Raw genomic sequence first — 24,911 nt, 5'->3', positions numbered from 1 at the left:
TCAGGCCGCCTTTTTGGGCTTTAGCTGCCCTGCAAACTCGGGATGCCAACCAATCGACAGATCATCAGCCAACCGGTGCAAGCAGCCCGGGATGAAGTGGTCAGGCGTCTCCTTTTGCTGCACGGCGACGTTCACGGCCATGCAGTCGGCGTACAAGGCTAGACCCTGCTCATCAAAGGCTTTTCCGCCATACGCCACTTTGCAAGCAAGCCGTTTGTTTTTCCAAGTGCGCTTGAGTCTGATGTTGAGTTCATCGAACGAGGTTGCGTCCACATCCCCGCTGGCGGCCCACTCTGTGCGGTCAGCAGCCGCCATCAGGTAGTCGCCCACCGCCTCGAGCTTGTCTTCGAACGGCAAACCGATCAGGTCGAGTTGCTGCACAAATACTCTGGGCAGATGGCCTTCGGCCTCCTCGTCGCTGGGTCGCTTGGCATGACTTCGAAGTACCATGTCTCGGTCGACCTTTTGCACGTAAGCGGTGTACCAAGTATGGAACTCGTCACTCTTGATAATGGCAGGCTTGCCCGCTTCCAAGAACTCGTCGACGCGACGCTTGACGACGCCGCTCATGTGGTCGGCGATGTCGCGAACCTTGCTTTGCGCGATCGGATGCGTCTTAAGGATGGCTTCGACGTCGGCCTGAGGGTTACCCGAGCCGCAAGTGAGCCTGAAGTTTTTGATGACCCGCACCACCAGAGCTGGGTCGGCTGTGAAGACTCTGTCGACATAGGGCGCGATTTCGGCTGCTACCTCGTTGCGCTTGGCATGCTCTGGTTCCTCGCCCCACAGTGTGCTGCGGGCCAACTGGAGGGCGAGCTGCGCAGCGTCCAGCGTGATGGAGACAGAAAAGGCATCGACCAGCAACCCTGAAACAGGGCGCGACACATACATCTCAAAGACAGTGCGATCCGGATCGCATCCGCCCTCCGTTGCCAAAGTAACCCAGTTCGATAAGGTCTTCCACAGAGACTTGGCCCGATTCGCCACTGGATTGGCCGTGAGCGCGCTCTTGCTTTGACCGAGCTTGATGCCTAGGGCGCTTTCCTCTGCGACGTCGTCCAGGTACTCCATGCTGCAGGCAATGCCAGGATCAGCCTGTAACAAGATCTGCAATAGCCGGGTGTACTGAAGTCCAATGCCCAGTGCCTGGCCCGGGACCTCGGTCTTGCGTTTTCTTGGAAAGGTGACTCTGCCCGTTGATGTTTTCATGTTGCCTCCCGGAGATAATAGCAACATCCTCTTACAGGTGCGGCGATGAGATTGATGCAACGAGTCTTCATCACCAGCTCGACTAGCCCAGATGCAGGGCGAAAAGACGTTGCTACTTAACACACCACTTTGTTATTGGCGCTATCGTTTCGATGAACCCTGCATCGACGTTCGGTAGGGGGTGTCCGCTTTCAGTCGATTGTGTTAAAAACTCGGATTTCTGGCCATAGCTCTCAAAAGTGGCGAACTGACCTTTTCAATTCGCCCCAGGATCGCCGATCGCATTGCGAGCAAGGATCAAAGTACCCCAACAAAAGTGCGCAAGAACTCTGCTGAGGAGTTTTTCAACACAATCAGTTGAAGGAGACTGTCGGCAGGCTAAATAAGAAGCGCCCGCCGTTGAACGGCTAAACTTTTGCTGTGATCGCACACCCTGACGAGTTTGCCCAATACTGCTGTGAACTGCTGTCCGCAGCCGGTCCATGCACGGCGCGGCGCATGTTTGGTGGCCACGGCATCAGCACCGGCGGGCTCACGCTGGCATTGGTGGCCGACCTCGGCCGGGGCCCGACGCTGTGGCTCAAGGCCGGCCCGGATACCCGCGCCTTGTTTGAAGCCGCAGGATGTGAACGTTTCACCTACCAGGCCAAAGGCAAGGCCCGAAGCTTGGGCTTCTACAGCGCGCCTGTTGAGGCCATGGAGTCGGCCCGCGAGATGGCGCATTGGGCGCTTCTCGCGTTGCAGGCGGCACAAGCAGCCCGGCAAGCAAAACAAGCCAGGCCAGGGAAGAAAAAGTAACCGTCAGGGTGGAATGACATTCGGGGTCACACCGCGCAATAACGACAAGCGGGCACCGCTGGCAATACACTGAACAAAGCATTCGCCCCTGCGGCATCTTCACCTCTGGAGCTCCCCATGATTGAGGCCTTGATCTCCGGCAAGCTGCTGGGCTCGCCTTCTGAAAAGATGGCCAAGACCGGCAAGCCGTTCGTGACGGCCAAGGTGCGCGTGCATGCGGGCGACGCCGATGTATTCGTGAACGTCATTGCCTTCAGCGAATCGGCCTGCGCGGCCCTCCTGGGATTGGAGAGCGGCGACGCCGTGTCGCTCGCCGGCAGCTTGACCCCCAAGGCGTGGACCGACCGCGAGGGCGTTGTCCGGCCGGCACTGGACCTGGTGGCCAGCCAGGTGCTGACCGCCTACCATGTGGCCCGCAAGCGCAAGGCGGCCGAGCCTATTCGGCACGACCAGAACCAACTGCGGCACGCCGACCCGGCCAGCCGACACGATGACCTCGACGATGGCGCGCCACTGGACTTTTGACAGACGCTGCTGGCCTTGTGCTGGCCTTGTACTGGAAGGCACCTGGATCTCAGTTCAGCGTTTTGGTTTCCTCAAAACGGAATATCGTCCGGGTCGTCTAGCGCGGCGGCAGGTGCCGGGATCTTGACCGCAGGCGGGTTGTTACTGGGTACCGCCTGCGTGTCGCCCAAGGCCTTTTCCAGCGCTTTTTCGACCGCTTCGATTCGCTCCTGGCACACCTTGTACGCCTGCACTGATTCCGTTACGATGGTCAGCAGGTCGTCAATGTTGGGCTCGCGCTGATCGCGCAGTGTCTGGGCATGCTGCTGCAGCACGCCGTAGGCTTGTTTGAATGTTTCGCTCGCCATGGGGCTTTTTCCTCAAAGATGTTTTTTTTGTGGTGGCCGCAACCCGGCCATCCTGGAACTCAATTTCAATGGCTGCGCCGTCCATGGCCTGCGACACCCGGGTCAGCGGCTTGCCGCTTTGACTTCGCACGATGGCAAAGCCGCGCTGCAGTGTCTTTTCCGGGCCCTGCCCGGTGATTTCCCGCAGCAAGGCCTGGAAGTCGGCCGCAGCGCTGCAAACCAGCCGCCGGGCCGAATCCGAGATGGTGTCCAGCGCGTCACCACTGGATTGCCTGGCGCGCGACGCCTCCTGCCGGGCGCGCTCCAAAACAGTGTCCTTCAGCGCAGCGTTTTCTTTAGCAGCCGTTCGAAGGGCGTGCGCGCTGCCCATGGCTATCTGGCTCCACAGTGCCGGGACGTCACCCCTGGCGTCAGCCAGCTGCGACGCGACTGCCATTTTGACGGCCTGCAAGGCATCCCGCGATTGCTCGGCTGCTTTGCGCACGCCCTGCATGGCATCCATGCGAATGGCCGCCAGATGCCCGGAAGCGCCCTGCTTGCCCTGGGCCAGATGCCGCAAGGCCTCAAGCCGCACCGTCATCTCAAACTTGCCGGCCTGGTCTTTGGCCGCCTGGCTGGCCCGGGCCGCGAGATTTGATACCTGCGCGAAGTTTGCCTTGACTTCGCCCACCCGCTGATGGATGCGCTGCTCGATGCCGGCAATCACCTTGCTGGGGGTGTCGTACCGGGTATGGGCCACTTCGTCGAGCAACGTGCTGTCGCGCTCGTGGCCGATGCCGGTCATCACGGGAATGGGCAGGTCGCAGATGAGGCGCGCCAGGCCATAGTCATTGAGCCAAGCCAAATCATTGACAGCGCCGCCGCCGCGGATGATAGCCACCGCATCGAACGGGGTTGCGCCAATTCCAGTTCCCTGTCCCAAGGCGGCCTGCAAGGCATGGCGTATTTCCGCCGGGGCACCCTCCCCCTGAAAACGGCTCAAGGCATACGTGAAGCAGCAAATGCCATGCGATTGCAGCCGGTCGGCCTCAGCCTGGAAGTCTCCCAGCCCGGCCCCGCCCGTGGGCGCGACCACCAGGACGGCATGGAAGTCCCAGGGAGGCGGCAACTGCTTGTTGGCGGCAAACACCCCCTCGGCCTGAAGCCGCGCCCGAATTTCTCGCTTGCGCGCCTCGAGCTCGCCCAGGGTGTAGGCCGGGTCAATCGCATCGATGTCCAGGCTGAACCCGTACTGGGCCTTGAAAACCGGCCGGACCCGCACCAGGAGCTTGATACCCGGGGCCAACTGGGCGCCGGTCGCCCGTTCAAACGCAGGCAGGATGGCGCTGGCCGTGGACTGCCAGATGACGGCACGGGCCTTGGCCAGCACCGCCCCGTGGGCGTCGCGCTCGGACACTTCGAGGTAGACATGGCCCCCGTTGGCCCGAAGTTCCACGACCTCGACAAGGGTCCAGACCCCGGCTTTACAGGCCTGCGCCACGGCCCGGGATACATCGCCCAGCAGGCTGGACAGGGAAACGCCCTTCTGGCTGGGTGCCGCAAGCGCCGCAGGCTCGTTCACTATGGAGAGAACATCTCGTGAGGTCGACACCGGAACCGGACCGGCCGGCAGCCACACGGCAAAAGGCGCCAGTTCCCGGCCATCGGGCACAAACCATTGGCGCTGCGCAGCGTCCCACCGGGCGCCCAGGCCCTTGGCGGCGTCTTTGTCCTTGAAGGGAACGGTCAGGAAGGTATTGGCCATCGGGCGATTTTGCAGGAGACGGGGCACGGCCCAGCTATTGGCCACGTCCACAAACCCAGAAAAGCCGCAGCATGCGTGGTCGACCACTCATTGCCTCGTCATGTATCACGGCCGATACACTCGTTGCATGGCCACCCCGAATCCCAATCTCTCTTCCTTCATCTGGTCCGTCGCCGACCTGCTGCGCGGCGACTACCGGCCATCCGACTACGGCAAGGTCATCCTCCCGTTCACCGTGCTGCGCCGACTGGACTGCGTGCTCGAATCAACCAAGGCCGCCATGCTGGCCGAGAAAGCCACCCGGGAAGCGGCCGGCCTGAACCCCGAGCCCTTCCTGCTGCGCAAGTCCGGCCAGTTCTTCTACAACACCTCACCGCTCGACCTGAAAAAGCTCATGGGCGACCAGGACCACATTGGCGAGAACCTGCGCGCCTACCTGCAGGCGTTCAGCCCGGCCGTGCGCGACATCTTCGAGAGTTTTGAATTCCACACCCAGATCGACAAGCTGAGCAAAGCCGGCCTGCTCTACATGGTCACCGAGAAGTTCGCCACCATCGACCTGCACCCGGACGCCGTCAGCAACGCCGACATGGGCGCCGTGTTCGAGGAGCTGATCCGCAAGTTCGCCGAACTGTCGAACGAGACCGCTGGCGAGCATTTCACCCCGCGTGAGGTGATCCGCCTGATGGTCAACCTGCTGTTCATCGAGGACGACCAGGCGCTGACCAAGCCCGGCGTGGTGCGGTCGCTGTACGACCCCACGGCGGGCACCGGCGGCATGCTCAGTGTTGCTGGTGAGCACTTGGCGGGCCTGAACCCCGACGCGCGCCTGGTAATGTACGGCCAGGAGCTCAACCCCGAGTCCTATGCGATCTGCAAGGCCGACATGCTGATCAAGGGCCAGGACATTGCCAACATCATTTTGGGCAACACCCTGTCCAACGACGGCCTGGGCGGCAAGGTGTTCGACTACAGCTTGTCCAACCCGCCGTTTGGCGTGGAGTGGAAGAAGATCGAGAAGGACATCCGCAAGGAAGCCGAGCAGCATGGCTTCAACGGGCGTTTCGGCCCGGGCTTGCCGCGCGTGAGCGACGGCTCTTTATTGTTCTTGCTGCACCTGATTGCCAAGATGCGCCCGGCGGTCGATGGCGGCAGCCGGTTTGGCATCGTACTCAACGGCTCGCCGCTGTTCACGGGCGGCGCCGGTTCGGGCGAGAGCGAGATTCGCCGCTATGTGCTGGAAAACGACCTGGTGGAGGCGATCATCGCGCTGCCGACCGACATGTTCTACAACACCGGCATCTCGACCTACGTCTGGATCGTCAGCAACCGAAAACCGGTAGCGCGCAAGGGCAAGGTCCAGCTGATCGATGCGAGCAGCTTCTGGCAAAAGATGCGCAAGTCCCTGGGCTCCAAGCGCAAAGAGCTCAGCCCGGCGCACATCGAGGACATCACGCGCCTGTTCGGCAGCTTTGAAGAGCTGAACCGGGACGGTGTTCCAATCAGCCGCATCTTCAACAACAAGGACTTCGGCTACCGCACCATCACCGTCGAGCGCCCGGAGCGCGATGCTGCCGGCCAGGTCGTGCTCGGCAGCAAAGGCAAAGCCAAGGGCAAGCCGATGGCGGATTCCAGCCTGCGCGACACCGAGAACGTGCCGCTGAGCGAAGACATCGCCGCCTACTTCAAGCGCGAGGTGCTGCCCCATGCACCCGATGCCTGGATTGATGCCGAGAAAACCAAGGTGGGATACGAAATTCCTTTCAACCGCCACTTCTACGTCTTCAAGCCGCCGCGCCCGCTGGCCGAGATCGACGCCGAGCTCAAGGGCGTGACCGACCGCATCCTGTCCATGATTGGCGGGCTGACGGCATGACGAAAAATACATCGGCGCATTTACGAAAAATCAAGCAAAGTGCTAGAATCGCGGGCAACAAAACCCGCCAAGGCTATGCGCGCAAGCGTATCCTCAAACTGGCGGGTTACTTCTTTGTGGGGTGCTCAACATGAAGCGCCCTTTCAACAAGCCTGCCACCACCTACGCAGAGCAAATTGCCCAGCTTCAGGCGCGTGGATTGGTCATTGCCGACCCTGTGGCGGCAGCGCATTACCTCCAGCACATCAACTACTACCGGCTCGGCGCCTACTGGCTGCCGCTGGAAGCCGATCACGCGACGCACCGGTTTCGCAGCGGCGCGCGCTTTGAGGATGCGCTGGACCTGTACATTTTTGACCGGGAGCTGCGCCTCTTGGTGCTCGACGCGATTGAGCGTTTCGAGGTTTCCGCTCGCGCCCAATGGGCGCATCAGATGGCCCACGCCCACGGCCCCCACAGCCACCTCGACGCCAGCCTGGCCCGCAAACCGGGCCACTGGCAGACTAACCTGGACAAGTTGGCGACTGAAGTGCGGCGCTCAGACGAGGCATTCATTTCGCACCTGATGCAAACCTACGCCGAGGCACTGCCCCCGATCTGGGCGGTCTGCGAGGTTATGTCGCTGGGCCTGCTGTCGCGCTGGTACGGCAACCTCAAGCCTGGCGCGACCCGCCGAGCCGTGGCCGGTGTGTATGGCCTGGATGAGCGCGTGCTCGAATCCTGGCTGCACCACCTGACTTTCATCCGCAACACCTGCGCCCACCACAGCCGCTTGTGGAATCGGGATTTCACCATCACCGCTGAACTGCCGCGCAGCAAGCCTGCCCACCTGGCGAGTGAGTTTGTGAGCGGTTCGCGCAAGCTCTACAACACACTGGTCATGCTGCTCCATTTCATGGACATCATCGCGCCAGGCCATCACTGGCGGCAAAGGCTCAAGCAGTTGATTCATCACCACACCATCAACACCGTCGCGATGGGATTTCCTGCGGGCTGGGACACTCGGGTCATCTGGCAGGAGGCTCGGCCATGAGTTTTGCGCGTTACCCGACTTACAAAGACAGCGGCGTGGAATGGCTGGGGCAAGTGCCGGAGCATTGGTCACTTCCAAAACTCAAGAGTATTGCTTCGTTCTCCGGTGGCGGGACACCAAGCCGCGAGAATCTGGCTTATTGGAATGGCGACATTCCTTGGGTCTCTCCAAAAGACATGAAAGTCGAGCGCATCGTCGGCGCGGAAGAGTCGATCACGAATGAAGGTCTAAAAAGCAGTGCGTCCAATTTGCTTCCGCTTGGTCGCGTGTTGATGGTCGTTCGTTCCGGCATCCTCAAGCACACAATTCCAGTGGCGATCAATGAGGTTGAGGTCGTATTGAACCAAGATATGAAGGCGCTGAACTTCGACGCCAGAAAATGTGTAGGTCGTTTCTTTCTCCGCTGGGTCCAAGGCCACAACGACCAACTCTTGCTCGCCTGGGCAAAGCAAGGTGCCACGGTCGAAAGCATCGAACACACCTACCTTGCCGAAACGGTGATGCCGTTACCTGATATTGCCGAACAAACTCAAATCGCCGCCTTCCTAGACTGCGAAACAGCGAAGATTGATGGGCTGGTGGCCGAGCAGCGGCGGCTGATGGCGCTGCTGAAGGAAAAGCGCCAGGCCGTCATCTCTCACGCCGTCACCCGGGGGCTGAACCCCGACGCCCCCATGAAGCAGTCTGGCATCGAGTGGCTAGGGGAGGTGCCGGCGCATTGGGAGGTGATTCGACTAAAGCAGCTCGTTGTTGAAGGCGTGGCTGGCCCTTATGGGGCATCCTTGACCAAGGGAATGTATTCCGCGTCCGGCTATCGCGTTTATGGGCAACAGCAAGTAATCCCGGATGATTTCAGTATCGGTGACTACTTTATTTCGGCAGAAAAATATAAAGAGATGCACCGGTATAAGGTTTTTCCAGACGACCTCTTGGTCAGCGTGATGGGAACCATTGGTCAAGTGGCAGTTGTGCCAACGAGCATCGCGCCAGGAATAATCAACCCGCGACTTGTCAGATATCGATGCGGTCCACTTATCCAACCCAGATACCTTCAGCGCGTCTTGATGTCGCGGCAACATCAAGAACATCTCGCGTTGGAGTCACGAGGAACAACAATGGACGGACTGAACATGCAGACCCTTGGCAGGGTTCCTGTGCCAATCCCTCCAGACACTGAGCAGCTACAAATTTTGGAATATGTGGCAGACCAAGCGAGAAAATTTGACGACCTCACCGCCGAAGCCCAGAGAGCCATCGACCTGCTACAAGAGCGCCGCACCGCACTGATCTCCGCCGCCGTCACCGGCCAGATCGACGTGCGCAGCGCGGTGGCATCGGCATGACTGCCCCCTCAACCCGCAGATAACCAACGCGCACAGGACCACCCATGGGCATGCAAGACCGCGACTGGTACCGTGACCTCCAGAAGGAGCGCGCCAGAAAACAAAATGCCCAGCCATTCCGGGCCACGGGCAAGCCGTCAGGACTGAGCCGGGGCCTGAAGATGGCGCCCTTCGGGATCATCGTGTTCTGGGCGGTGGTCATGGGGAGCCTCTACTTCGCCATGAACCATTACCTCAAGCCCAAGCAGGCGGTGGTATCGAGCAATGGCGATCTGGTCATCCCCCGGGCAAGGGACGGTCACTTTTACGCCCAGGGCCAGGTCAACGGCCAGCCGGTCAACTTCCTGGTGGACACCGGCGCCTCGCTGGTTACGGTCAGCCACCAGTTCGCCCGCAAGGCGTCGCTTCCCAGAGGCGAGCCTACCGTCTTCAAAACGGCCAATGGTGACCTCAGTGGCAGCATCGTGTCCGGGGTGGCGGTGTCGGTCGGCCCGATGGCGGTGAGCCGCGTCCGGTTGGGCGTCGGGCTGGAAGGCCAGGACGAGGACGCCGCGCTGCTCGGGCAGAGCTTCCTGTCGAAGTTCGATGTGGTGCTGCAGAAGAATCAGATGATTTTGCGGCCACGGTAGCCCGTCGGCCCGCCGTTGGTATGCCCAGCGGCTGTTAAGGCAAGAACGAGTAACAAAGAAAGCGCCGCATGAGCCTGCACAAGGAAATCAGCTTCGAGAACGAGATTTGCCAGCACCTGGCCGCCCACGGCTGGCTTTACGCCGCAGGGGACGCACAAGGCTACGACCGCGCCCGGGCGCTGTTTCCCGCCGACGTTCTGGCCTGGGTGCAGGCCACGCAGCCCAAGGCGTGGGAGGTGCTGGTTAAGAACCACGGCGCCAAGGCGGGCGACACGCTCTTGAGCCGCCTGCGCGACCAGTTGGACCAGCGCGGCACCCTGGACGTGCTGCGCAACGGGATCGAGATACTGGGCCTGAAAAGCCCGCTCAAGCTCGCCGAGTTCAAGCCGGCGCTCGCCATCAACGCCGACATCCTGGCCCGCTACAGTGCCAACCGGCTGCGCGTGGTGCGCCAGGTGCGCTACTCCTTGCATAACGAGAACAACATCGACCTGGTGCTGTTCCTCAACGGCCTGCCCGTGGCGACGGTTGAACTCAAGACAGACTTCACCCAGAGCGTACAGGACGCCATCGACCAGTACCGCTTTGACCGCCATCCGAAACCGAAGGGCCAGGCGGCCGAGCCGCTGCTGTCGTTTCCTGGCGGCGCGCTGGTTCACTTTGCCGTCAGCAATAGCGAAGTGGCGATGGTGACGCGGCTGGACGGTGCGTCCACCGTGTTCCTGCCGTTCAACCTGGGCAACGACGGCGCGGCCGGCAACCCGGTCAATCCGCTGGGCGGGCACCGCACCGCTTACCTGTGGGAGCAGGTCTGGGCGGTTGACAGCTGGCTCGAAATCCTGGGCCGCTACCTCATTGCCCAGCGCGACAAGAAAAAGCAGATCGCGCGCATCGTCTTTCCGCGCTACCACCAGCTGGACGTGACGCGCAAGCTCCAAGTGGCGGTGCTGAAGGACGGCCCGGGCGGCAAGTACCTGATCCAGCATTCGGCCGGCTCGGGCAAAACGAACTCGATTGCCTGGACGGCGCATTTCCTGGCCGAGCTGCACGACGCCGAGCACTGCAAGGTGTTCGACACCGTGCTGGTGGTCTCCGACCGCAACGTCATCGACGCGCAGTTGCAGGAAGCCCTCTTTGACTTTCAGCGCACCACAGGCGTGGTGGCCACCATCAAGAACACCGACGGCTCCAAGAGCGCGGCGCTGGCCGAGGCGCTCGACGGCAGCAAGAAGATCGTGGTCTGCACCATCCAGACCTTTCCGTTCGCGCTGGAAGCCGTGCGCAAGCTGGCGGCTACGCAGGGCAAGCGCTTTGCCGTGATCGCCGACGAGGCGCACAGCTCGCAGACCGGCGAGGCTGCAGCCAAGCTCAAGGCAGTGCTCAGTCCCGAAGAATTGAAGGAGCTGGGCGACGGCGGCGAAATCAGCACCGAGGACCTCCTGGCCGCGCAGATGGCCACGCGCGCCGACGACAGTGGCATTACCTTCGTGGCGTTCACGGCCACGCCCAAGAACAAGACGCTGGAACTGTTTGGCACCTGCCCGGACCGAATGCGCAAGCCGGCCCCGGATAACGTGCCGGCGCCGTTTCACGTGTACTCCATGCGCCAAGCCATCGAGGAGAAGTTCATCCTGGACGTACTGCAGAACTACACGCCGTACAGCCTGGCGTTCAAGCTCGCGCACAACGGCCAGGAGCTTGACGACCGGGAGGTCGAGCGCAGCGCGGCGATGAAGGGCATCATGGGCTGGGTCCGGCTGCACCCGTACAACATCGCTCAGAAGGTCGAGATCGTGGTCGAGCACTTCCGGGAGTTCGTCTCGCCGCTGCTTGCGGGCAAGGCCAAGGCGATGGTGGTGGTCGGCAGCCGCCTGGAAGCGGTGCGCTGGCAGATCGCCATCGAGAAGTACATCCAGGCGCACGGCTACCCCATCAGCACGCTGGTGGCGTTCTCGGGCGAAGTCAGCGACCCAGATTCCGGCCCGGATGGTTTCACCGAGAACACGGCGCTGCTCAACCCCAGGCTCAAGGGCCGCGACATCCGTGAAGCCTTCAAGGGCGAGGAGTACCAAATCCTCCTGGTTGCCAACAAGTTCCAGACCGGGTTCGACCAGCCGCTGCTGTGCGGCATGTACGTGGACAAACGCCTGGCCGGCATCCAGGCGGTGCAGACCTTGAGCCGGCTGAATCGCGCCTACTCCGGCAAGGACACGACCTACGTGCTGGACTTCGTCAACGACACCGAGGAGGTGCTGGTGTCCTTCAAGGCGTACCACACCACGGCCGAACTCTCGGCCACGACCGACCCGAACCTGGTGTTCAACCTGCGCGCCAAGCTCGATGCGGCCGGGCACTACGACGATTTTGAAGTTGAGCGTGTGGTGGCTGTCGAACTCGATCCGGACGCCAGGCAGAGCGAGCTGGTCGCGGCCCTGGCGCCGGTGCAGGACCGGCTCATGAAGCGCTACCAAGCCGCGCAGGGGGCGTTGAAGGTGGCCCTGGGCAAGGACGACCCCAAGGCGGCCAAGGGCGTGCAGGACGAGCTCGACGCCCTGGTCCTGTTCAAGGGCGACATGGGCGCCTACCTGCGCCTCTACACCTTCCTGTCGCAGATCTTCGACTACGGCAACACCGACATCGAAAAGCGCGCCATGTTTTACAAGCGCCTGCTGCCGCTGCTGGAGTTCGGCCGGGAGCGCGAGGGCATCGACCTGTCCAAGGTGGTGCTCACGCACCACCACCTCAAAAGCCTGGGCAAGGCCGCCATGGTGTTGGCTGAGGGCGAGTCGATCAAGCTGGCGCCATTCACCGAGGCGGGCAGCGGCACGGTGCAGGAAAAAGAAAAAGCCTGGCTGAACGAGATCATCGAAAAGGTCAACGACCTGTTCGAGGGCGCGCTGACCGACCAGAACAAGCTGGTCTATGTGAACAACGTCATCAAGGGCAAGCTGCTGGAGTCGGCCAAGCTCAAGCAGCAGGCGACGAACAACACCAAGGAGCAGTTCGCCAACTCGCCGGACCTCAAGACCGAGCTCTTGAACGCCATCATGGGCGCGCTGGACGCGCACACCTTGATGAGCACGCAGGCGCTCAATTCAGCCACGGTGCAAGGTGGGCTGAAGGATATTTTGCTCAACCATGCAAGGCTGTATGAAACCCTCAGGGCGCAGACCGAGAGGCCAGTGCAAGCGTAGGCGCAAGGAAGCGGACTGTTCAAACGCTAATTCGCAGCCGAGCGTGGCGGCACCAGGTGCAAATTGAGTGCCTGTCGGCAGCACTTCGCTTTGTGTAGGCGTCACAGGCGAACTGTGCGCAGCTTCACCACGCGGACCGCCAGGCGGCCGTCGACCAGCATAGGGCGATGGTGATCGTCCGCCAGGAACGCGCCAATTTCCATACATCGGAGCGCAGCAGCCGCACGCTGGGTAGCCCGGCGCAGCACTGAGATGAGATGAGCGTCATGGCCTGTCTGGCGGGACGATCAGCTTGACGATCTGCGCACGCACTTCGTCGTCGTGCCCGACCCAGGTGTGCCCGCCCTGCTCGAACGAGATGAACTTTGCGCCGGCAATCTGGCCGGCGGTGTACTGCGCGCTCGCATAGGTGCCGTACCGGTCGTCACGCGCGCTGATGACCAGCGTCGGTGTCTTGATGGAGGCCAGCGGCGCTGGCGCCAGGTGTTTGCCTGCAGCCGTGTCGCTGCGCAAGCCCTCGGCCCGAGCGGACACTGGCAAGATGCCGTCCAGCATTGCCTGGACCCGTGCCCGCTCCTGCGCACTGGCGGTCGTCAGCAACTCGGGCGGCGTTGCCAGCACGATCTTGATCACCTGATCGCGTAAGGCATGCGAGGCAGCCCAGAACAGGAAATCCGATCCGATCAGCCGCATCATCGCGCTTTCAACCCACGGCGGCAATGGCGGTGCGGAACTGGCCAGCGTCGCGGGCTTGTAAGCCAGCGGCACCAGCAACACCAGCGCGCTGACCCGGTCTGGGTGACGGATGGCCATCTGCAGCGCCGAAGGCGCGCCGGCCGAGCCGCCCATGACGGTGGCCCGGTCGATCCCCAGCGCGTCGAGCAGGCACACATGGGCATCGGCCTGCGCGGCAGCCGATGCATTGGCGGGCATCGGCGTGCGCAGGTAACCGAACCGCGACATCGCGATCACCCGGATGCCGTGCTGAGCGAGGTTGCCTGCGAACGCCATGCCCTGGTCGTGGCCGCCGCCGCTGCCATGCACGGCCAGCAGCGGCACACCCCGCCCGGCCTCTTGGTACTCAATGGGGCCGCAGCGCGTTTGCAGCAGCACGCTGCCCTCTGCGGCGCGGGTGAGGGCCTGCTTCATATCGCGGTCAAAACGCCATGCAATTACAAGCGCGGCGCCCACCAGCGCCAGTACCAGGGCCAGCAGGGCAAGCGTTCCGCGACGTGTGGAGCGACTCATGGCGACTCGATGCGGTCGCCGCGCACCGCAAAGCGCCCGCCAAACTTGATGGGCAGCGGCTCACCGCCCAGAGGAGCGCCGACAGGATCCGGGCGCTGGGCGTGCACGTGCAGGTGCGGCTCACTGGTGTTGCCCGAATTGCCCGCCAAACCCAGCCAGTCACCGACCGCGACGGCGGCCCCCTGCTGCACCTGTACGCTGCCGGGCCGCAGGTGAGCGAGCAGGACATCGGCATTCGTGTTGGCATCAACGCAGCGCAGCATCACATGATTGCCCGCCAGGTGGTCGCGGTCCACCTGGGGCACCGGCATGTCGCGCAAGCCATCCACGGCCAGCACCACCCGGCCAGCGCAGGGCGCCAGCACGCGCGCACCGTAGATGCGGTAGGCCTTCGGCTCTGGCGGCTGCACACCGCGCGCCCGCAGTCCGAGCCCGTCGAGCTTGACGATGTCAACGCCATACGACTGTCCGCGCCACTGGCCAAACCGGGGGCTGCTGGCATCAAGGGTCAAAAGGTGCGCGTTGGTGTGAAGGCTGCTGCCGCCGTTGACGACAAGATAAACGCCGCGCTCCAGCGGGAACGCCAATGACACCGCCTCGACGGGCGGCGCGATCCGGCTGCCCAGAGCGATGCCGATGCCGTAGAGCGACGCGGCGCCAACAACAGCGAAAAGCCCGGCCATGCGCCAAGCGCCCGCAGTCGCCGGCAGCGCAGCAGCAAAGGGCCAGCGCCGGCGCAGCCCCGCCCAGGCTGCTGCTGCGAGCGCCACCCCGAATGCCAAGGGTGCCCACCAGGGCGGCAGCAGCCAGATGCCTAGCAGGGCCATGGCCCCCAGCGCCGCTGCAGACGCGATGACCTGAATGCAAAAGCCTGTCAAATTGCGGGGAGGCACAAGCGCTACCCAGCCAATCAAGGCCAGGGGCAGCGCCAACTGAGCCATAAAGAGCTCGGTCATGGAGCCCTTGTCTCACAAAAAACGCAAGGGCAAAGCGAAAACGGCTCGCGTACGCCATACCAGCATTGAGGCGCCTGTTTCAAGCCAAAGCCCCTGCCACCCGAGGCCTCACTCTGCGAACTCATAGGCGAGCGACGTGATGGTGCCGAGAAAATAGGGCTTGCGCCCTTCTGGCCGCACCCACGCGGCTTGGCCGTTGATCGGTACGGTCATGCTACTACGCACCTGGTAGTTGGACATGGCGGATTCCCACGGCAGCATGACGACCTCCTTGCCAACCATGGCGCCACGAGCCTTGGCACACACCGAATCGATCATGTCGGCGTCGTTGAAGCCGAACAGCAGGGTCAGCGTGAGCGGACCGTCCGTGAGCGTGGCGTTCGCTGAGTGTTCATCGACTGCCTCCCAGCGCACGCCCTGGCTGGGCAGCAGCGCGGTCGGATACCACGGCGCTTCGGCAAGAAAGCGCATGAATTCGCCACGCGCAATCTCGCCGCCGCCCCGGACGCTAGCGACCGTGAACAATCCCAGTACGGCAGCGCGCAGCAAGCCCTTGCCAGCGATATAGCTGTCAATTACGCGCACCGTTACTCCGGGCAGCATCGACACCTTGGCGTTCCACAGAAAGCCCGGTCGGTGCACTGCGACCCTTTGCCGCGATGTGAACGGCTTCCACTGCTCGCCACCAGCGGCCAGGTTGAAGCTGCCGGCGAGCTCGATCGTGACGGCAGCGATGATGGGCTGGCCATCCTTGAGCACCGCGCGGAAGTAGCGTTGCACAGGCTCAGGCAGGCCTTCGAGTTCATGTGCGTTGTAGCGCGTGGCAGGCGGCAACTGAGCCTTGCTGTCAGTTCGGGATGCTTCGAGCCTGAGCGCCAGCGCCCGGGTGGTGTTGGCCCAGCGCTTGGCGCCAACAACCGCCAAGCCAAGCTCCGCAGCTGTCAGCACGCATAACACCAGCCCGAGCCACAGCAGCCACGTCATTAAAATTCCTCCGCTTCGGATCCAAATGTTCTCAGACTAGCACGGCGTGGGATGGCCGGCGCGGTGATGTTGGCAGCGTTACCCTTTGACCGAAGCGCATCCCCTGATCAAGCCGAGGGCGGCGGCGAACTGCAGCCGGAACGTTGGCACTTTGACCGGCTTGCTCAAAAAAAGCATTGCGAATGCCATGCACTGTCGCCTGCAGCGCGAACCGTGCCTACCAGCGGATCTGATGTGCGTACTTTTCGTTTCCGTCCTTGGCCGTGAACAACCCCTGGAAAGCGACATCGCCCAGTCAGGCGGCCAAAGCCTGGTTATCAAACGGCACGGTGAACAGGCCCTCCAGGAGGCGGGGCCAGGCCTTGAGCTTTTTAACGAATGCAGCGTCGAACATCTGGTTTTCTGATCTGAGATCAAGACCCGGCAAAGGCAATGTTACTCATGAATAGGACGCTCAAAAGATAGTTCGCCGGCTATGAGCCAGGCTCAATATGAGTTGTGGTATCTTTTAATCGTGGATTCATAAGTCTTTTAAAACTGGTTCACAACTTACAAGTTTTGAGCTTCCCAACCCCGCAAGCATGGCAGGCATTCGCAACAGCGTGCAATCGAACTGGTTGGCAGACAACGCCTCCCCTGCGCCAAACAACGTTTTCTGCAAATTTGATGCAACCCTTACGCCAGAAAATTCTGTAGAACTCACTCGTTTGTACCTTGCCTATCCGGTTGATTGCCAATCATGCTGTTGGGTGAATCCACTCACCGCTGTAGAGTGTCTCGTAGGTGGGTGCCGAAGCATGCGCCGCGAGGCCCAGTGCAGAGTTGAACGCGGTCATTGGATAGAAGCGCCGGTTGAAGCGAAACACAAATTCGTTGAGGTAAGCCTGTAAATGCTGCTGACTAACTCCATGATGCGTTCCAAGCAGCCATGTCTTCAGGTTGGAGAATGCAATGTGGATCATCGGCAGGTGGGCATCGACTCTTTCGGGGTCACCGTCAAGCACCAAGGGTTCGTGCGTGTAGCCCAATTTCGCCAAATCATCGTAGCCCCTCCATCCATCGGTGCGCACAACAGCGCCCTGGGCGACATTCTCTTGCACGAATTGCGTGAGTTCCTTGGCTCCACGACCAGGCACGAGGCGTAGCCGCAATCTGCCGGCATAGACAACTCTCTTGTGCTTCTTGCTTTTCTCGACAGGCATTCTGGTGCGTACCTCGATGGCCCCAACGATCGTCGCCTTATGGTGGACGCCACGCCCCTCGCCTTTTGTACGACCACCCACAAACGTCTCATCGACTTCGACTGGATGCTGGGAGCCGATCGCATCGCGCTCCGGCCGTACCATACCGGCACGCAGCTTGTGGAGCATCTGAAACGCTGTCTCATAGCGCGACAGTCCAAGCTGGCGCTGAAACTGCAGAGCAGACTGGCCGGGCGTCTGCGTTGCCACGAGGTACGCACCCCAGAACCATATAGACAACGGCGTGTGACTGTCCTTCAGGACGGTGTCTGCCATGAGCGACACGTTGGCTTGGCAGGCACGGCATCTCAAAACGACCGATGTACGCTGGGCAAACCGGTAGGGCTCGCCGCTACTCCCGCACTTCGTGCAGGTAAACCCGTTCGGCCATCGCAGGTGCTCAAGGTACTTTGCACAAGCCGCTTCATCAGGGAATACCCGCTGAAACTCGGGAAGCGTCGTCGGGAAACCGCGAAGGTCCATGCCGGAAATTTAGCATCGGGGCATCGCTTTGGCAATCAACCGGATAGGCAAGGTTTGTACGGATGGTGCAAGTCTAGCCTGAGAAAATACAGGGCATGAAACAAGCCGCCTTGGACCTCAATTTGAGCGTAAGAAAACGCGCAAGCGCGACCCCGAGATGCATTATTCTATTTCTCATTAGAAACTGAATTAATAATCCAGTCCCAGCCGGCAATGCTGTGCATGCGCTGGGGGTCTTCCTCGAATATTTTGAGGGCTTGGATGAGTTGGTCTTCCAGTGCATCGAGACTGCCAAAAACACGGTTGTGAAAGTGCTTCTCGCGCAGCTCATCCCAGATGTGCTCCTGTGGGTTGAGTTCGGGCGAGTACGGAGGCAGGAAATGCAACCGAAGGTTGTCGGGCAGTTGCAGCGCTCCGGCTTTATGCCAGCCCGCGCCATCGACGACCATGATGATGTTCTGCACGGGGTAACGACTTGCGACCTCGTCGATGAACAGTTGCATGCACAGGGCGTTGACGTGGGGCAGCACCAAGGAGTCTAGGCGCCCATCGAGAGGGCTGACCGCTGCGTAGGCGTACACGTACTCGTGCGTGAGCATCGCCTTGACCAGGGGACGCAAGGGCTTTTTGCACCAGCAGCGGCGTGAGTCGCTTATGCGGCCAAAACGCGCCTCGTCCTGAAACATCACCCGGATGGGTTGTTGTCTGGGGAATCGGGCGCGCACTTGCGCCAGATCGGACGAGAGTTTTTTTTCCACGCTTCGCGTGCCTGTGCGTTGCCTTGCGGGTGCTCGGTGTCGGGCGCCACCTTGCGCCAGCCGTGGCGCGCCAGCATGCGGTACACCCCGGACAGGGAAACGCTGTGGCCCAGGTGGGCCTCGATTTTCTCTTTCAGTTCCGGGATGACCAACACCGCGCCTTGGGCAGCGCCGGCCAGCGCCGCGTCCAGCGCCGCCGCTTCGGCCTGCAGCGTGCTTTGGGCACGATTGCGCAGCTCTGTTTTTTTGCGACGCGTGGCACGTAGCCCGCTGGCGCGAGCACAAAAATCGGTGCGCAGGGCGCAAGTGGTGTGCCTGGAGCGGCCCAGCACCAGGGCGGTTTGCGTCAGGTTCAATCCAGCCTCCAGGGGCAACAAAACGGCCAGCGCAATGCGCAACTCATCGGCCGTGCGGGCCTCGTCGCGTGCCTTGCGCGCTGCTTCGAGACTGCCTTGTCCTGTGAACGGTCGGGCCATGACTGCTCCTCAATTTAGAGCAAATATTATCGTTAATTTCATTGGGAAATGGAATTAGAGCAAAAAGGGCAACCAGTGGCATTTCGGAATGAAAGCGCATATTGGCGTGGATGTCGCCTCTAGCCTGGTGCATACCGTATGCGGCACGGGCGGCCATGTGTGCGATGCGGCCGAAGGCAATGCGCTGCTGCATCGGCAAGAAACCGTTGTCTTTGCCGATGCGGAGTACCAGGGCACCTATAAACCGCTTGACGCCAACCCCAGCCTTGGCAAGAGGCAATGCGCCCTGGCAAGCGCAGGAAACTGGACAAGACAAACAATCCGATCGATGTGCTCGTCGACAAAGTGGAAAAGCTCAAGGCCAGAATTCGCGCCCAAGTCGTGCACCTGTTTCGCGTGGCCAAGTGCCATTTTGGCTCCGTAAAAGTACATTATCAGGGAATTCAGAAGTACACGCTGCATCTCAAAATGCTGCGGCAGCACGCCTGGGTTTGAGTTATTGATAGGAGTTACGTAGTTCGAATCAGGTGGTACTGGGGCAGAGCGATATAGGCGCGGACGGCATCGCGAACAATTTGTGTTTTCGCTGCAAACCAGCGGATGCCGGCGATTGGCTTTTACGAGGAGGCCGGACGGGCGCCCAAAGCGCACGCCGCGCGCTTGCGCTGCGGCAATTCCTGAGCGCACCGTTCGCGCATGAGGTCGCGCTCGAATTCAGCCGAAACGGACATAACGACGCAATACGCTTTCCCTACGGCTTGCCCCGATCGAACTGCAAGCCCGTCTGGGCAATGTCTCAAATGGGCAAAACCAAGCTCAGTCCTGGCGTTTACTCAACCGTGGCTCGATACCCAGCCGCTGCCAGAAGGTATCAATCGCTGCGTCCTCCGCATTGCTTTGCGCCGTGGTCTGGTGACTGCTGCAACAGTCCTCCGGCTTTGGGGGTCGAAACCATGCTTTTGACGCACCAGATGATTTAATAATGTTGTCCGAAGCCCAGCACCCAAGTTTCGGGTCAAAAGCGCAACAGGTCGCACAAGTTTTTTGCGGCAAGGTCATTTTTTTGTTTTGTCTGATCAGACTGGGTCGTGATGGAAGGGCGTCAAAAATAGGAGGTTTTTCTGCTCTCGGGCCACATCTTTCAGATGAATCGACTCGATTTGAGAAGTTGCTGTTTGTATGGTGTCATGGTCAATGCCGCAGAAACCCGTGAAGCGCCCTTGCGCATGCATCAAACATCGGAAAGCCGCTGATGCGCCAGAAATGGATCTGTCCTTGCTTATCAATTGAAGGTCCTTATTGATTTGACCTTGCCCTTGGATTGCGTCTCCCATAACTGAGATCAGAGCTGGCTTGTCGGGGCTGAGCCGCAAGCTAGGTTTTCTCACGGCGTTACCCGGTCGCGCAAGACAGCCAAGCAATCTCCAGAATCAACCGGTGTCATCAACGTCAACTTGCGTCTAGCGTATGCCCGATCTGCGCAAATGGCCAGACCAGCATCACATCAGCGCTTCATCCGCTGGACGCATGCCAATAATTGCACGATTGACGCCCGTGCATCGGAGTTGAAAGATGGCCTCACTCACGACCGACACTTGTGCAGCCAGATTCTCCAGCGTAGCCTCGTTTTCCAGGCACAAGGCGAACCTCTGGCATATTTGTTCCGTCAAATTGTCGGATTGCGTGTGGAAAGGCAAAATGTCGCGACTCAACCCCTCCGTGCGCTTCAAGAAGGAAGCGAAACGGATATTTCGCAATAACTGCGTGGCATCAATCGCAGCGTTGCCGGGAGCATGTTGAGAAGCCATGATGTCCTCGGCTAATTTCAAGCAGGTGTCAATGCACTTCAGGCGGACGCGGAAAAGCGCTGGCAATCCGTTCAAACCTTCAGCCCATGTGCAGGCCGCCATTGAGCGAGAAGTCGGCGCCCGTGGCATAACCGCCTTCTTCGGACGCGATCCAGGCAATGATGGAGGCAATCTCTTGCGGTTTTCCCAGACGCTTGGCGGGCACGCCGGCCACGATTTTTTCCAGCACTTCAGGCCGTATCGCATTGACCATGTCAGTCCCGATGTATCCTGGGCTGACTGTGTTCACCGTCACGCCCTTACCGGCCACTTCCTGCGCCAGCGCCATGGTAAAACCATGCAGACCAGCCTTGGCGGTGGAATAGTTCACCTGGCCAAACTGGCCTTTCTGACCATTGACCGACGAGATGTTGATGACGCGGCCAAAACCCGCTGTCACCATGTCATCAATCACCTGCTTGGTCACATTGAACATGCTGTCGAGATTGGTGGAGATCACGGCGTCCCAGTCAGCCTTGCTCATCTTTCGGAACTGACCGTCACGGGTGATGCCTGCGTTGTTCACCAGCACGCTGACCGGACCATGCTCTGCCTTGACCTTTTCGAAGGCAGCCACAGTGGAATCCCAGTCGCCCACATTGCCAACCGAGGCATGGAAGGAATAACCTAGTGCTTTTTGCTCGTCGAGCCATTTGGCGAAGTCACGCGTGGGACCGCAGCCGGCAATGACGGTGAAGCCATCCTTGGCCAGCCGCTGGCAGATGGCCGTTCCGATACCACCCATGCCACCGGTGACATACGCTACTTTGTTGCTCATTTGCCTTCTCCTGGTATCGTCGGTTTTATTAAAAACACTTGCTGTTCCTCTGCCCAGTTGCCCGCGTCCTGTTGGCAGCCGCGCCGCCTATTGAACGCGCGGCAAGCTGCGCAATGTTCCGTCGAGCCCATTTGTCTTCCTCCACTGCCTTGTGTATTGCTTTCGAGCAATTTGCACACATTAATTTTGATGCGATTGCTTGCTGGTAATTATTCGATGCCCAAGTCGGTGTTTTCCTTACAGAATAAACAATTGTTCACTGGGAAGGCTGAACACAGCCAATTTTCTTGGCGGTCGATGGCAACATTCATCGCGGCACTGCGGTGGTCCTGCGCCGCATAGCTGTCCTTGGTCAGCCCAACCGCAGGCGTTGCGCGCCACGCAGGCGGCGTTAAAAAAGCCCGTGGGTGGCAGCAAAACTCACCGCATGGGCGCGGTTGTGCACATTGAGCTTGCGATAGATGTTCTTGATGTGCGTGTTGACGGTCTGGCTGCCGATGCCCAGGCGCGCGCCGATGTCCGTGCTGGTGTGGCCCGCGGCGACGAGCGTGAGGACGGCTTTCTCACGCTCGGACAGCACGCCCCTGGCTTTGTGCGGGTTCGCCGCGGCAGGCGCGCTGCCTGCTGCAGGCTCGAACCTGCCGAGAAGCCTGCGCGCCAGATTCGGCGTGATGGAGGCGCCGCCATTGACGACCTGGAGCACCGCCTGGGGAAAGCTGCCGAACCAGGAGTTCTTCACCAGGTAGCCCGTGGCGCCAAGCTCGAACGCACGCAAGGCGTGCTGCTCGTCTTCCATGGCCGAAATGACGACCGCCTCGGCCAGGGGGAGCACGGCTTTGAGGTGCTCGATCAGGGCAAAGCCGGTGCCATCGCCCAGGTTCAGGTCCACCAGCAGGACGTCAAAGTCGCTCTGGCTGATCAGCTGGCGCCCTTCGCGCACGCTACTGCCTTGCCCCACCAGGCGGACGCGCCGATCGGCCAGCAGTTCGTGCGCGATCTCGCGGCGCATGGGCGCATCGTCATCGATCAAGAGCACGCGCACGGGCTGATCGGCCTGGCCGGTGAGAAATCCAGGCCACACGGGCGGCACGGCGCCATGGGGGGCCAAATCATGGCTGACCGAGGGCAAGCTGCGCTTGCTCAAAAAATCTAAAGCACCCTCAGTTTCACTACAAATTTGCATACGGCTCCCGTGAGGTGGATGTCCAGCAGAATTTTCTTGGTTACCGTTCATCTGCCGTCAGGTGGACTTTGGATCGGAAAGGGTATTTTTCCAGGGAGAAAAGCTTGTCAACACCAAGGTGGTAACAAATTTATCTAAAAATACCATTTGATTTTTATTGTTTCACTTTTTACCATTGTTTGCTCCAGCTTATTGCCGCTTTTAAATTCCCTGAAACTCGTAAAAAAGCCGCCTGCGCACGAGTGAGGCCAGGGCACCAAGCGCTGCAAGGACAAACGCGACCCGACTTGTGCAGTCCCCCATCGGCGTGATTGGCGGCGAGTGCGGTCTTGAGGAAACTGGAGGCAGACCCGGCAGGGACGCAGGCAGCCTTGAATCTGGGCGTACATCGGCTCTGCGCAGGGAACTCTTCAACACCGATGGACAAGGACGTGCCCATGCTTTTTCCCAACCGCCCCGTCAACTGGGACAACCGCGACTACCGCGCTTACTGCGATCACAGGACCCGCCAGAAGCGTCGCCTGCGGTTGCGGATGTCCATCGGTTTGGGGCTCGCGTTGATGGTGGGCATGGTGTTGGTGGCCGCTGGGTTTGCCACCATGACCATTTAGGGACGGCCCATAGCACTCAGCAACAAACAACATGGCATTTTTGCCTGCTGCCGTTACGCGGGCGCAGCGTGTAGTGCCACATCGGGCAGACCGCATCGGTTTTAAGGTTCAGAGAGCGCATCAGCGCATGGGAAATGCGCTCGCCGATTTCATTTCCACTGCGTTTGAGTACGGCACGCACCTTTAATCCAGGCTTTGTCACCGTGCCAGCGATGTAACTCAGCATTGTTTCAAATGTGCGTAAAGGAACGCCTGCCCAGTTTATGCTGATGTGACTGAATAACCGGTGTTCGATCGGATTCCACTGAGAACAGCCAGTCGGATAATGGCATACCGTCACCTCCAGGCCGCATGCGTCACACAATTGCGCCTGCAATTGCGCCTTCCACACTCGTGAACGGCAACTGTTGGAGCCGCCTGCATCGACCAAAATCAAGAAAAATATTAGCCTAATTTATGACACAGTAAGAATAGTAACTGATGTTACGCAGCCGCCCTGAACAGCTGAAGCTGTGCATAGGCAGTGCGCGATGCGTTGATGAGCAGCTTGCGACAAAGCGCAAAGGGATTGAGTTTGTTCGTAATGCTCAGGCATTCAAGCTTGAACGTGGCGTAAATGGCCATGAAAACATGGTTGCTTTGGGTCCGCAACGTTCGCGTGGGGGACTTGGCCAGATTCGCATTGGACTTCAACGATTTGTGAAACACCTCCACTTGCCACCGTTTTTTGTAGGTCGTGGTGATGGCGTCATAGTCGCAAGTCAAGTCACTGCAAACCAGATGCAAGATCCCCGTACTGTCGTCCTTGTTTTTAAAGACTTGGCGGACCACAAGGACTTCTTTCGCATAGCCCTTGAGCCAGCCGCGCACGGGAGTCTGCTCTGAAAAAATTAGTTCATCTACACGAGTAAAACGCTTGTTCTTCCTGTCTTCTTCGCTCAAGGCCAGCAGCCGGTTGTCCTTGAGTGCGGCAATGAAATGCCGGCCCTTGCCGGTGATGAAATCGAAGTTCTCCTCTGAAGAAAACCAACTGTCCATCAGCACGAAGCGAAACTTCAAGGTGTTGTGGATACAGGTCTGGACCATCTCGCGCATCATTTCGTTCTTGGTCTTGTCACTTTTTCGCTTGAGTTTCCTGCTCGCAAGGTCGCTGTACTGAATGGACTTTTTCACCAGCTCAAACGCCACCGGGATAGAGGTGCCGTTGCAGAAATACAGCGCATTGAGAAGGTTGATCCCTCTGACGGTACGCCCGCTGCAGTGGTCAAAGTGCCAGCACATCAACTCGCTCTCGTCGGTCCAGGCTTTCTCTTGAATCGTGTCGTCAAAGATCAGCACGCCGTCGTCGCGCTCAATCGATCTGACGGTCGATTTGACCTGATGCCACAGGTCCTTGGAGGTGTACTCCTGCGCTGATAAAAACCGCGTGATCTGGTCGTGGCTTACGTCACCGTCGACCATTGCCGACAAGCCCGTTGCCGTCGCAGCACCAAAGGTGCTCAACAAATAGTCAGTGTACAAATCCAGGTCAGCTTTTTTCATCTGTCCAGCCTATCAGGTGGGGGCTGCGTAACATCAGATAGTAAGTTGCACAGCCCTCAAATCATGCGCCGTCCGTTTAGCGTCAGCCTGAAAGCGCATCATTGCC

Annotated in this window: 24 protein-coding genes and 1 pseudogene; 10 read left to right on the top strand and 15 right to left on the bottom strand. The window is 60.2% G+C overall.

Going from position 1 to position 24,911, the window contains the following annotated elements:
- A complete protein-coding gene (locus EC86_RS0123245) occupies positions 1–1,209 on the bottom strand; it encodes an ABC-three component system protein (RefSeq protein ID WP_029528208.1) in 1,209 nt (402 codons plus the stop codon).
- Positions 1,210–1,629: 420 nt separating this feature from the next.
- Here EC86_RS0123245 and EC86_RS0123240 point away from each other — a divergent pair, with 420 nt between their 5' ends.
- Positions 1,630–2,007 carry a TfoX/Sxy family protein gene (locus EC86_RS0123240; RefSeq protein ID WP_036773980.1) on the top strand — a complete coding sequence of 126 codons (378 nt, stop codon included), beginning with the start codon at positions 1,630–1,632 and terminating at the stop codon, positions 2,005–2,007.
- Positions 2,008–2,124: 117 nt separating this feature from the next.
- Positions 2,125–2,532, top strand: a complete 408-nt coding sequence (locus tag EC86_RS0123235; protein ID WP_029528206.1) for a single-stranded DNA-binding protein — start codon at positions 2,125–2,127, stop codon at positions 2,530–2,532.
- A gap of 71 nt (positions 2,533–2,603) precedes the next feature.
- Here the strand turns inward: EC86_RS0123235 and xseB are convergent, their stop codons facing one another.
- Positions 2,604–2,879: an exodeoxyribonuclease VII small subunit gene (gene xseB / locus EC86_RS0123230; RefSeq protein ID WP_029528205.1), complete on the bottom strand. Its 276-nt coding sequence runs from the start codon at positions 2,877–2,879 to the stop codon at positions 2,604–2,606.
- Complete coding sequence (gene xseA / locus EC86_RS0123225; RefSeq protein ID WP_084181718.1) at positions 2,794–4,623, bottom strand: exodeoxyribonuclease VII large subunit; 1,830 nt, start codon at positions 4,621–4,623, stop codon at positions 2,794–2,796. Before xseA ends, xseB begins: the two co-directional genes overlap by 86 nt.
- Positions 4,624–4,750: 127 nt before the next feature.
- On the opposite strand from xseA, the gene EC86_RS0123220 reads away from it, so the two are divergent.
- The 5 genes from EC86_RS0123220 (at position 4,751) to EC86_RS0123200 (ending at position 12,698) form a co-directional block, all read left to right on the top strand.
- Positions 4,751–6,499, top strand: coding sequence for a type I restriction-modification system subunit M (locus EC86_RS0123220; protein WP_029528203.1), 1,749 nt, complete (start codon positions 4,751–4,753; stop codon positions 6,497–6,499).
- A 130-nt stretch (positions 6,500–6,629) separates the two neighbouring features.
- The gene (locus tag EC86_RS0123215) at positions 6,630–7,532 is read left to right on the top strand and encodes an Abi family protein (RefSeq protein WP_029528202.1); all 903 of its coding nucleotides are present in this window, start codon (positions 6,630–6,632) and stop codon (positions 7,530–7,532) included.
- The gene (locus EC86_RS0123210) at positions 7,529–8,875 is read left to right on the top strand and encodes a restriction endonuclease subunit S (protein WP_029528201.1); all 1,347 of its coding nucleotides are present in this window, start codon (positions 7,529–7,531) and stop codon (positions 8,873–8,875) included. The genes EC86_RS0123215 and EC86_RS0123210 overlap by 4 nt, the downstream gene beginning before the upstream one ends.
- A 44-nt stretch (positions 8,876–8,919) precedes the next feature.
- Positions 8,920–9,504 carry a retropepsin-like aspartic protease family protein gene (locus EC86_RS0123205; protein ID WP_051676304.1) on the top strand — a complete coding sequence of 195 codons (585 nt, stop codon included), beginning with the start codon at positions 8,920–8,922 and terminating at the stop codon, positions 9,502–9,504.
- Positions 9,505–9,572: 68 nt separating this feature from the next.
- Positions 9,573–12,698 (top strand): type I restriction endonuclease subunit R, encoded by a 3,126-nt coding sequence (locus tag EC86_RS0123200; protein ID WP_029528199.1) that lies wholly within the window; start codon positions 9,573–9,575, stop codon positions 12,696–12,698.
- 264 nt (positions 12,699–12,962) lie between these two features.
- On the opposite strand, the gene EC86_RS0123190 is transcribed toward EC86_RS0123200, so the two are convergent.
- From EC86_RS0123190 to EC86_RS0123180, 3 genes are all read right to left on the bottom strand, one after another.
- On the bottom strand, positions 12,963–13,946 hold the full coding sequence (locus EC86_RS0123190; RefSeq protein ID WP_051676303.1) for an alpha/beta fold hydrolase: 984 nt from the start codon (positions 13,944–13,946) through the stop codon (positions 12,963–12,965).
- Positions 13,943–14,902 (bottom strand): M23 family metallopeptidase, encoded by a 960-nt coding sequence (locus EC86_RS0123185; protein ID WP_029528197.1) that lies wholly within the window; start codon positions 14,900–14,902, stop codon positions 13,943–13,945. The genes EC86_RS0123190 and EC86_RS0123185 overlap by 4 nt, the downstream gene beginning before the upstream one ends.
- A gap of 108 nt (positions 14,903–15,010) precedes the next feature.
- Positions 15,011–15,886: a DUF6920 family protein gene (locus tag EC86_RS0123180; protein WP_029528196.1), complete on the bottom strand. Its 876-nt coding sequence runs from the start codon at positions 15,884–15,886 to the stop codon at positions 15,011–15,013.
- Positions 15,887–16,037: 151 nt separating this feature from the next.
- On the opposite strand from EC86_RS0123180, the gene EC86_RS29180 reads away from it, so the two are divergent.
- Positions 16,038–16,292: a hypothetical protein gene (locus EC86_RS29180; protein ID WP_156955477.1), complete on the top strand. Its 255-nt coding sequence runs from the start codon at positions 16,038–16,040 to the stop codon at positions 16,290–16,292.
- Between the two features lie 114 nt (positions 16,293–16,406).
- Here the strand turns inward: EC86_RS29180 and EC86_RS30130 are convergent, their stop codons facing one another.
- The 4 genes from EC86_RS30130 to EC86_RS0123155 all read right to left on the bottom strand — a co-directional run bounded on the left by EC86_RS30130 (position 16,407) and on the right by EC86_RS0123155 (position 18,844).
- Positions 16,407–16,589 (bottom strand): hypothetical protein, encoded by a 183-nt coding sequence (locus EC86_RS30130; protein ID WP_156955476.1) that lies wholly within the window; start codon positions 16,587–16,589, stop codon positions 16,407–16,409.
- Between the two features lie 34 nt (positions 16,590–16,623).
- The gene (locus EC86_RS0123165; RefSeq protein WP_029528195.1) at positions 16,624–17,610 is read right to left on the bottom strand and encodes an IS1595 family transposase; all 987 of its coding nucleotides are present in this window, start codon (positions 17,608–17,610) and stop codon (positions 16,624–16,626) included.
- Between the two features lie 167 nt (positions 17,611–17,777).
- Positions 17,778–18,368 (bottom strand): IS630 family transposase, encoded by a 591-nt coding sequence (locus EC86_RS30125; protein ID WP_232230025.1) that lies wholly within the window; start codon positions 18,366–18,368, stop codon positions 17,778–17,780.
- Positions 18,296–18,844, bottom strand: coding sequence for a winged helix-turn-helix domain-containing protein (locus tag EC86_RS0123155; RefSeq protein ID WP_011798209.1), 549 nt, complete (start codon positions 18,842–18,844; stop codon positions 18,296–18,298). The genes EC86_RS30125 and EC86_RS0123155 overlap by 73 nt, the downstream gene beginning before the upstream one ends.
- 58 nt (positions 18,845–18,902) lie before the next feature.
- Between EC86_RS0123155 and EC86_RS28150 the strand changes: the two are divergent.
- A pseudogene (locus EC86_RS28150) lies at positions 18,903–19,339 on the top strand (transposase); the annotation flags it as partial.
- Between the two features lie 1,004 nt (positions 19,340–20,343).
- Here EC86_RS28150 and EC86_RS0123135 read toward each other — a convergent pair.
- The 3 genes from EC86_RS0123135 to EC86_RS0123125 form a co-directional block, all read right to left on the bottom strand.
- The gene (locus EC86_RS0123135) at positions 20,344–20,652 is read right to left on the bottom strand and encodes a hypothetical protein (protein ID WP_156955475.1); all 309 of its coding nucleotides are present in this window, start codon (positions 20,650–20,652) and stop codon (positions 20,344–20,346) included.
- Between the two features lie 79 nt (positions 20,653–20,731).
- Positions 20,732–21,469: an acetoacetyl-CoA reductase gene (gene phbB / locus EC86_RS0123130; RefSeq protein ID WP_029528191.1), complete on the bottom strand. Its 738-nt coding sequence runs from the start codon at positions 21,467–21,469 to the stop codon at positions 20,732–20,734.
- A 391-nt stretch (positions 21,470–21,860) separates the two neighbouring features.
- The gene (locus EC86_RS0123125) at positions 21,861–22,613 is read right to left on the bottom strand and encodes a response regulator transcription factor (RefSeq protein WP_232230024.1); all 753 of its coding nucleotides are present in this window, start codon (positions 22,611–22,613) and stop codon (positions 21,861–21,863) included.
- Positions 22,614–23,089: 476 nt separating this feature from the next.
- Here EC86_RS0123125 and EC86_RS0123120 point away from each other — a divergent pair, with 476 nt between their 5' ends.
- The gene (locus EC86_RS0123120; protein ID WP_156955474.1) at positions 23,090–23,263 is read left to right on the top strand and encodes a hypothetical protein; all 174 of its coding nucleotides are present in this window, start codon (positions 23,090–23,092) and stop codon (positions 23,261–23,263) included.
- Between the two features lie 16 nt (positions 23,264–23,279).
- On the opposite strand, the gene EC86_RS28145 is transcribed toward EC86_RS0123120, so the two are convergent.
- A complete protein-coding gene (locus EC86_RS28145) occupies positions 23,280–23,699 on the bottom strand; it encodes an ISAzo13-like element transposase-related protein (RefSeq protein ID WP_198026892.1) in 420 nt (139 codons plus the stop codon).
- Positions 23,700–23,746: 47 nt separating this feature from the next.
- On the bottom strand, positions 23,747–24,805 hold the full coding sequence (locus tag EC86_RS0123115) for an IS701 family transposase (RefSeq protein ID WP_029528188.1): 1,059 nt from the start codon (positions 24,803–24,805) through the stop codon (positions 23,747–23,749).
- Positions 24,806–24,911: the final 106 nt, after the last annotated feature.

Origin of the sequence: Polaromonas glacialis (genome assembly GCF_000709345.1) — a bacterium.
Classification (GTDB): Bacteria; Pseudomonadota; Gammaproteobacteria; order Burkholderiales; family Burkholderiaceae_C; genus Polaromonas; species Polaromonas glacialis.
The sequence above is the reverse complement of the archived record's forward strand: the minus strand, read 5'-3'. Positions and strand labels throughout refer to the sequence as shown.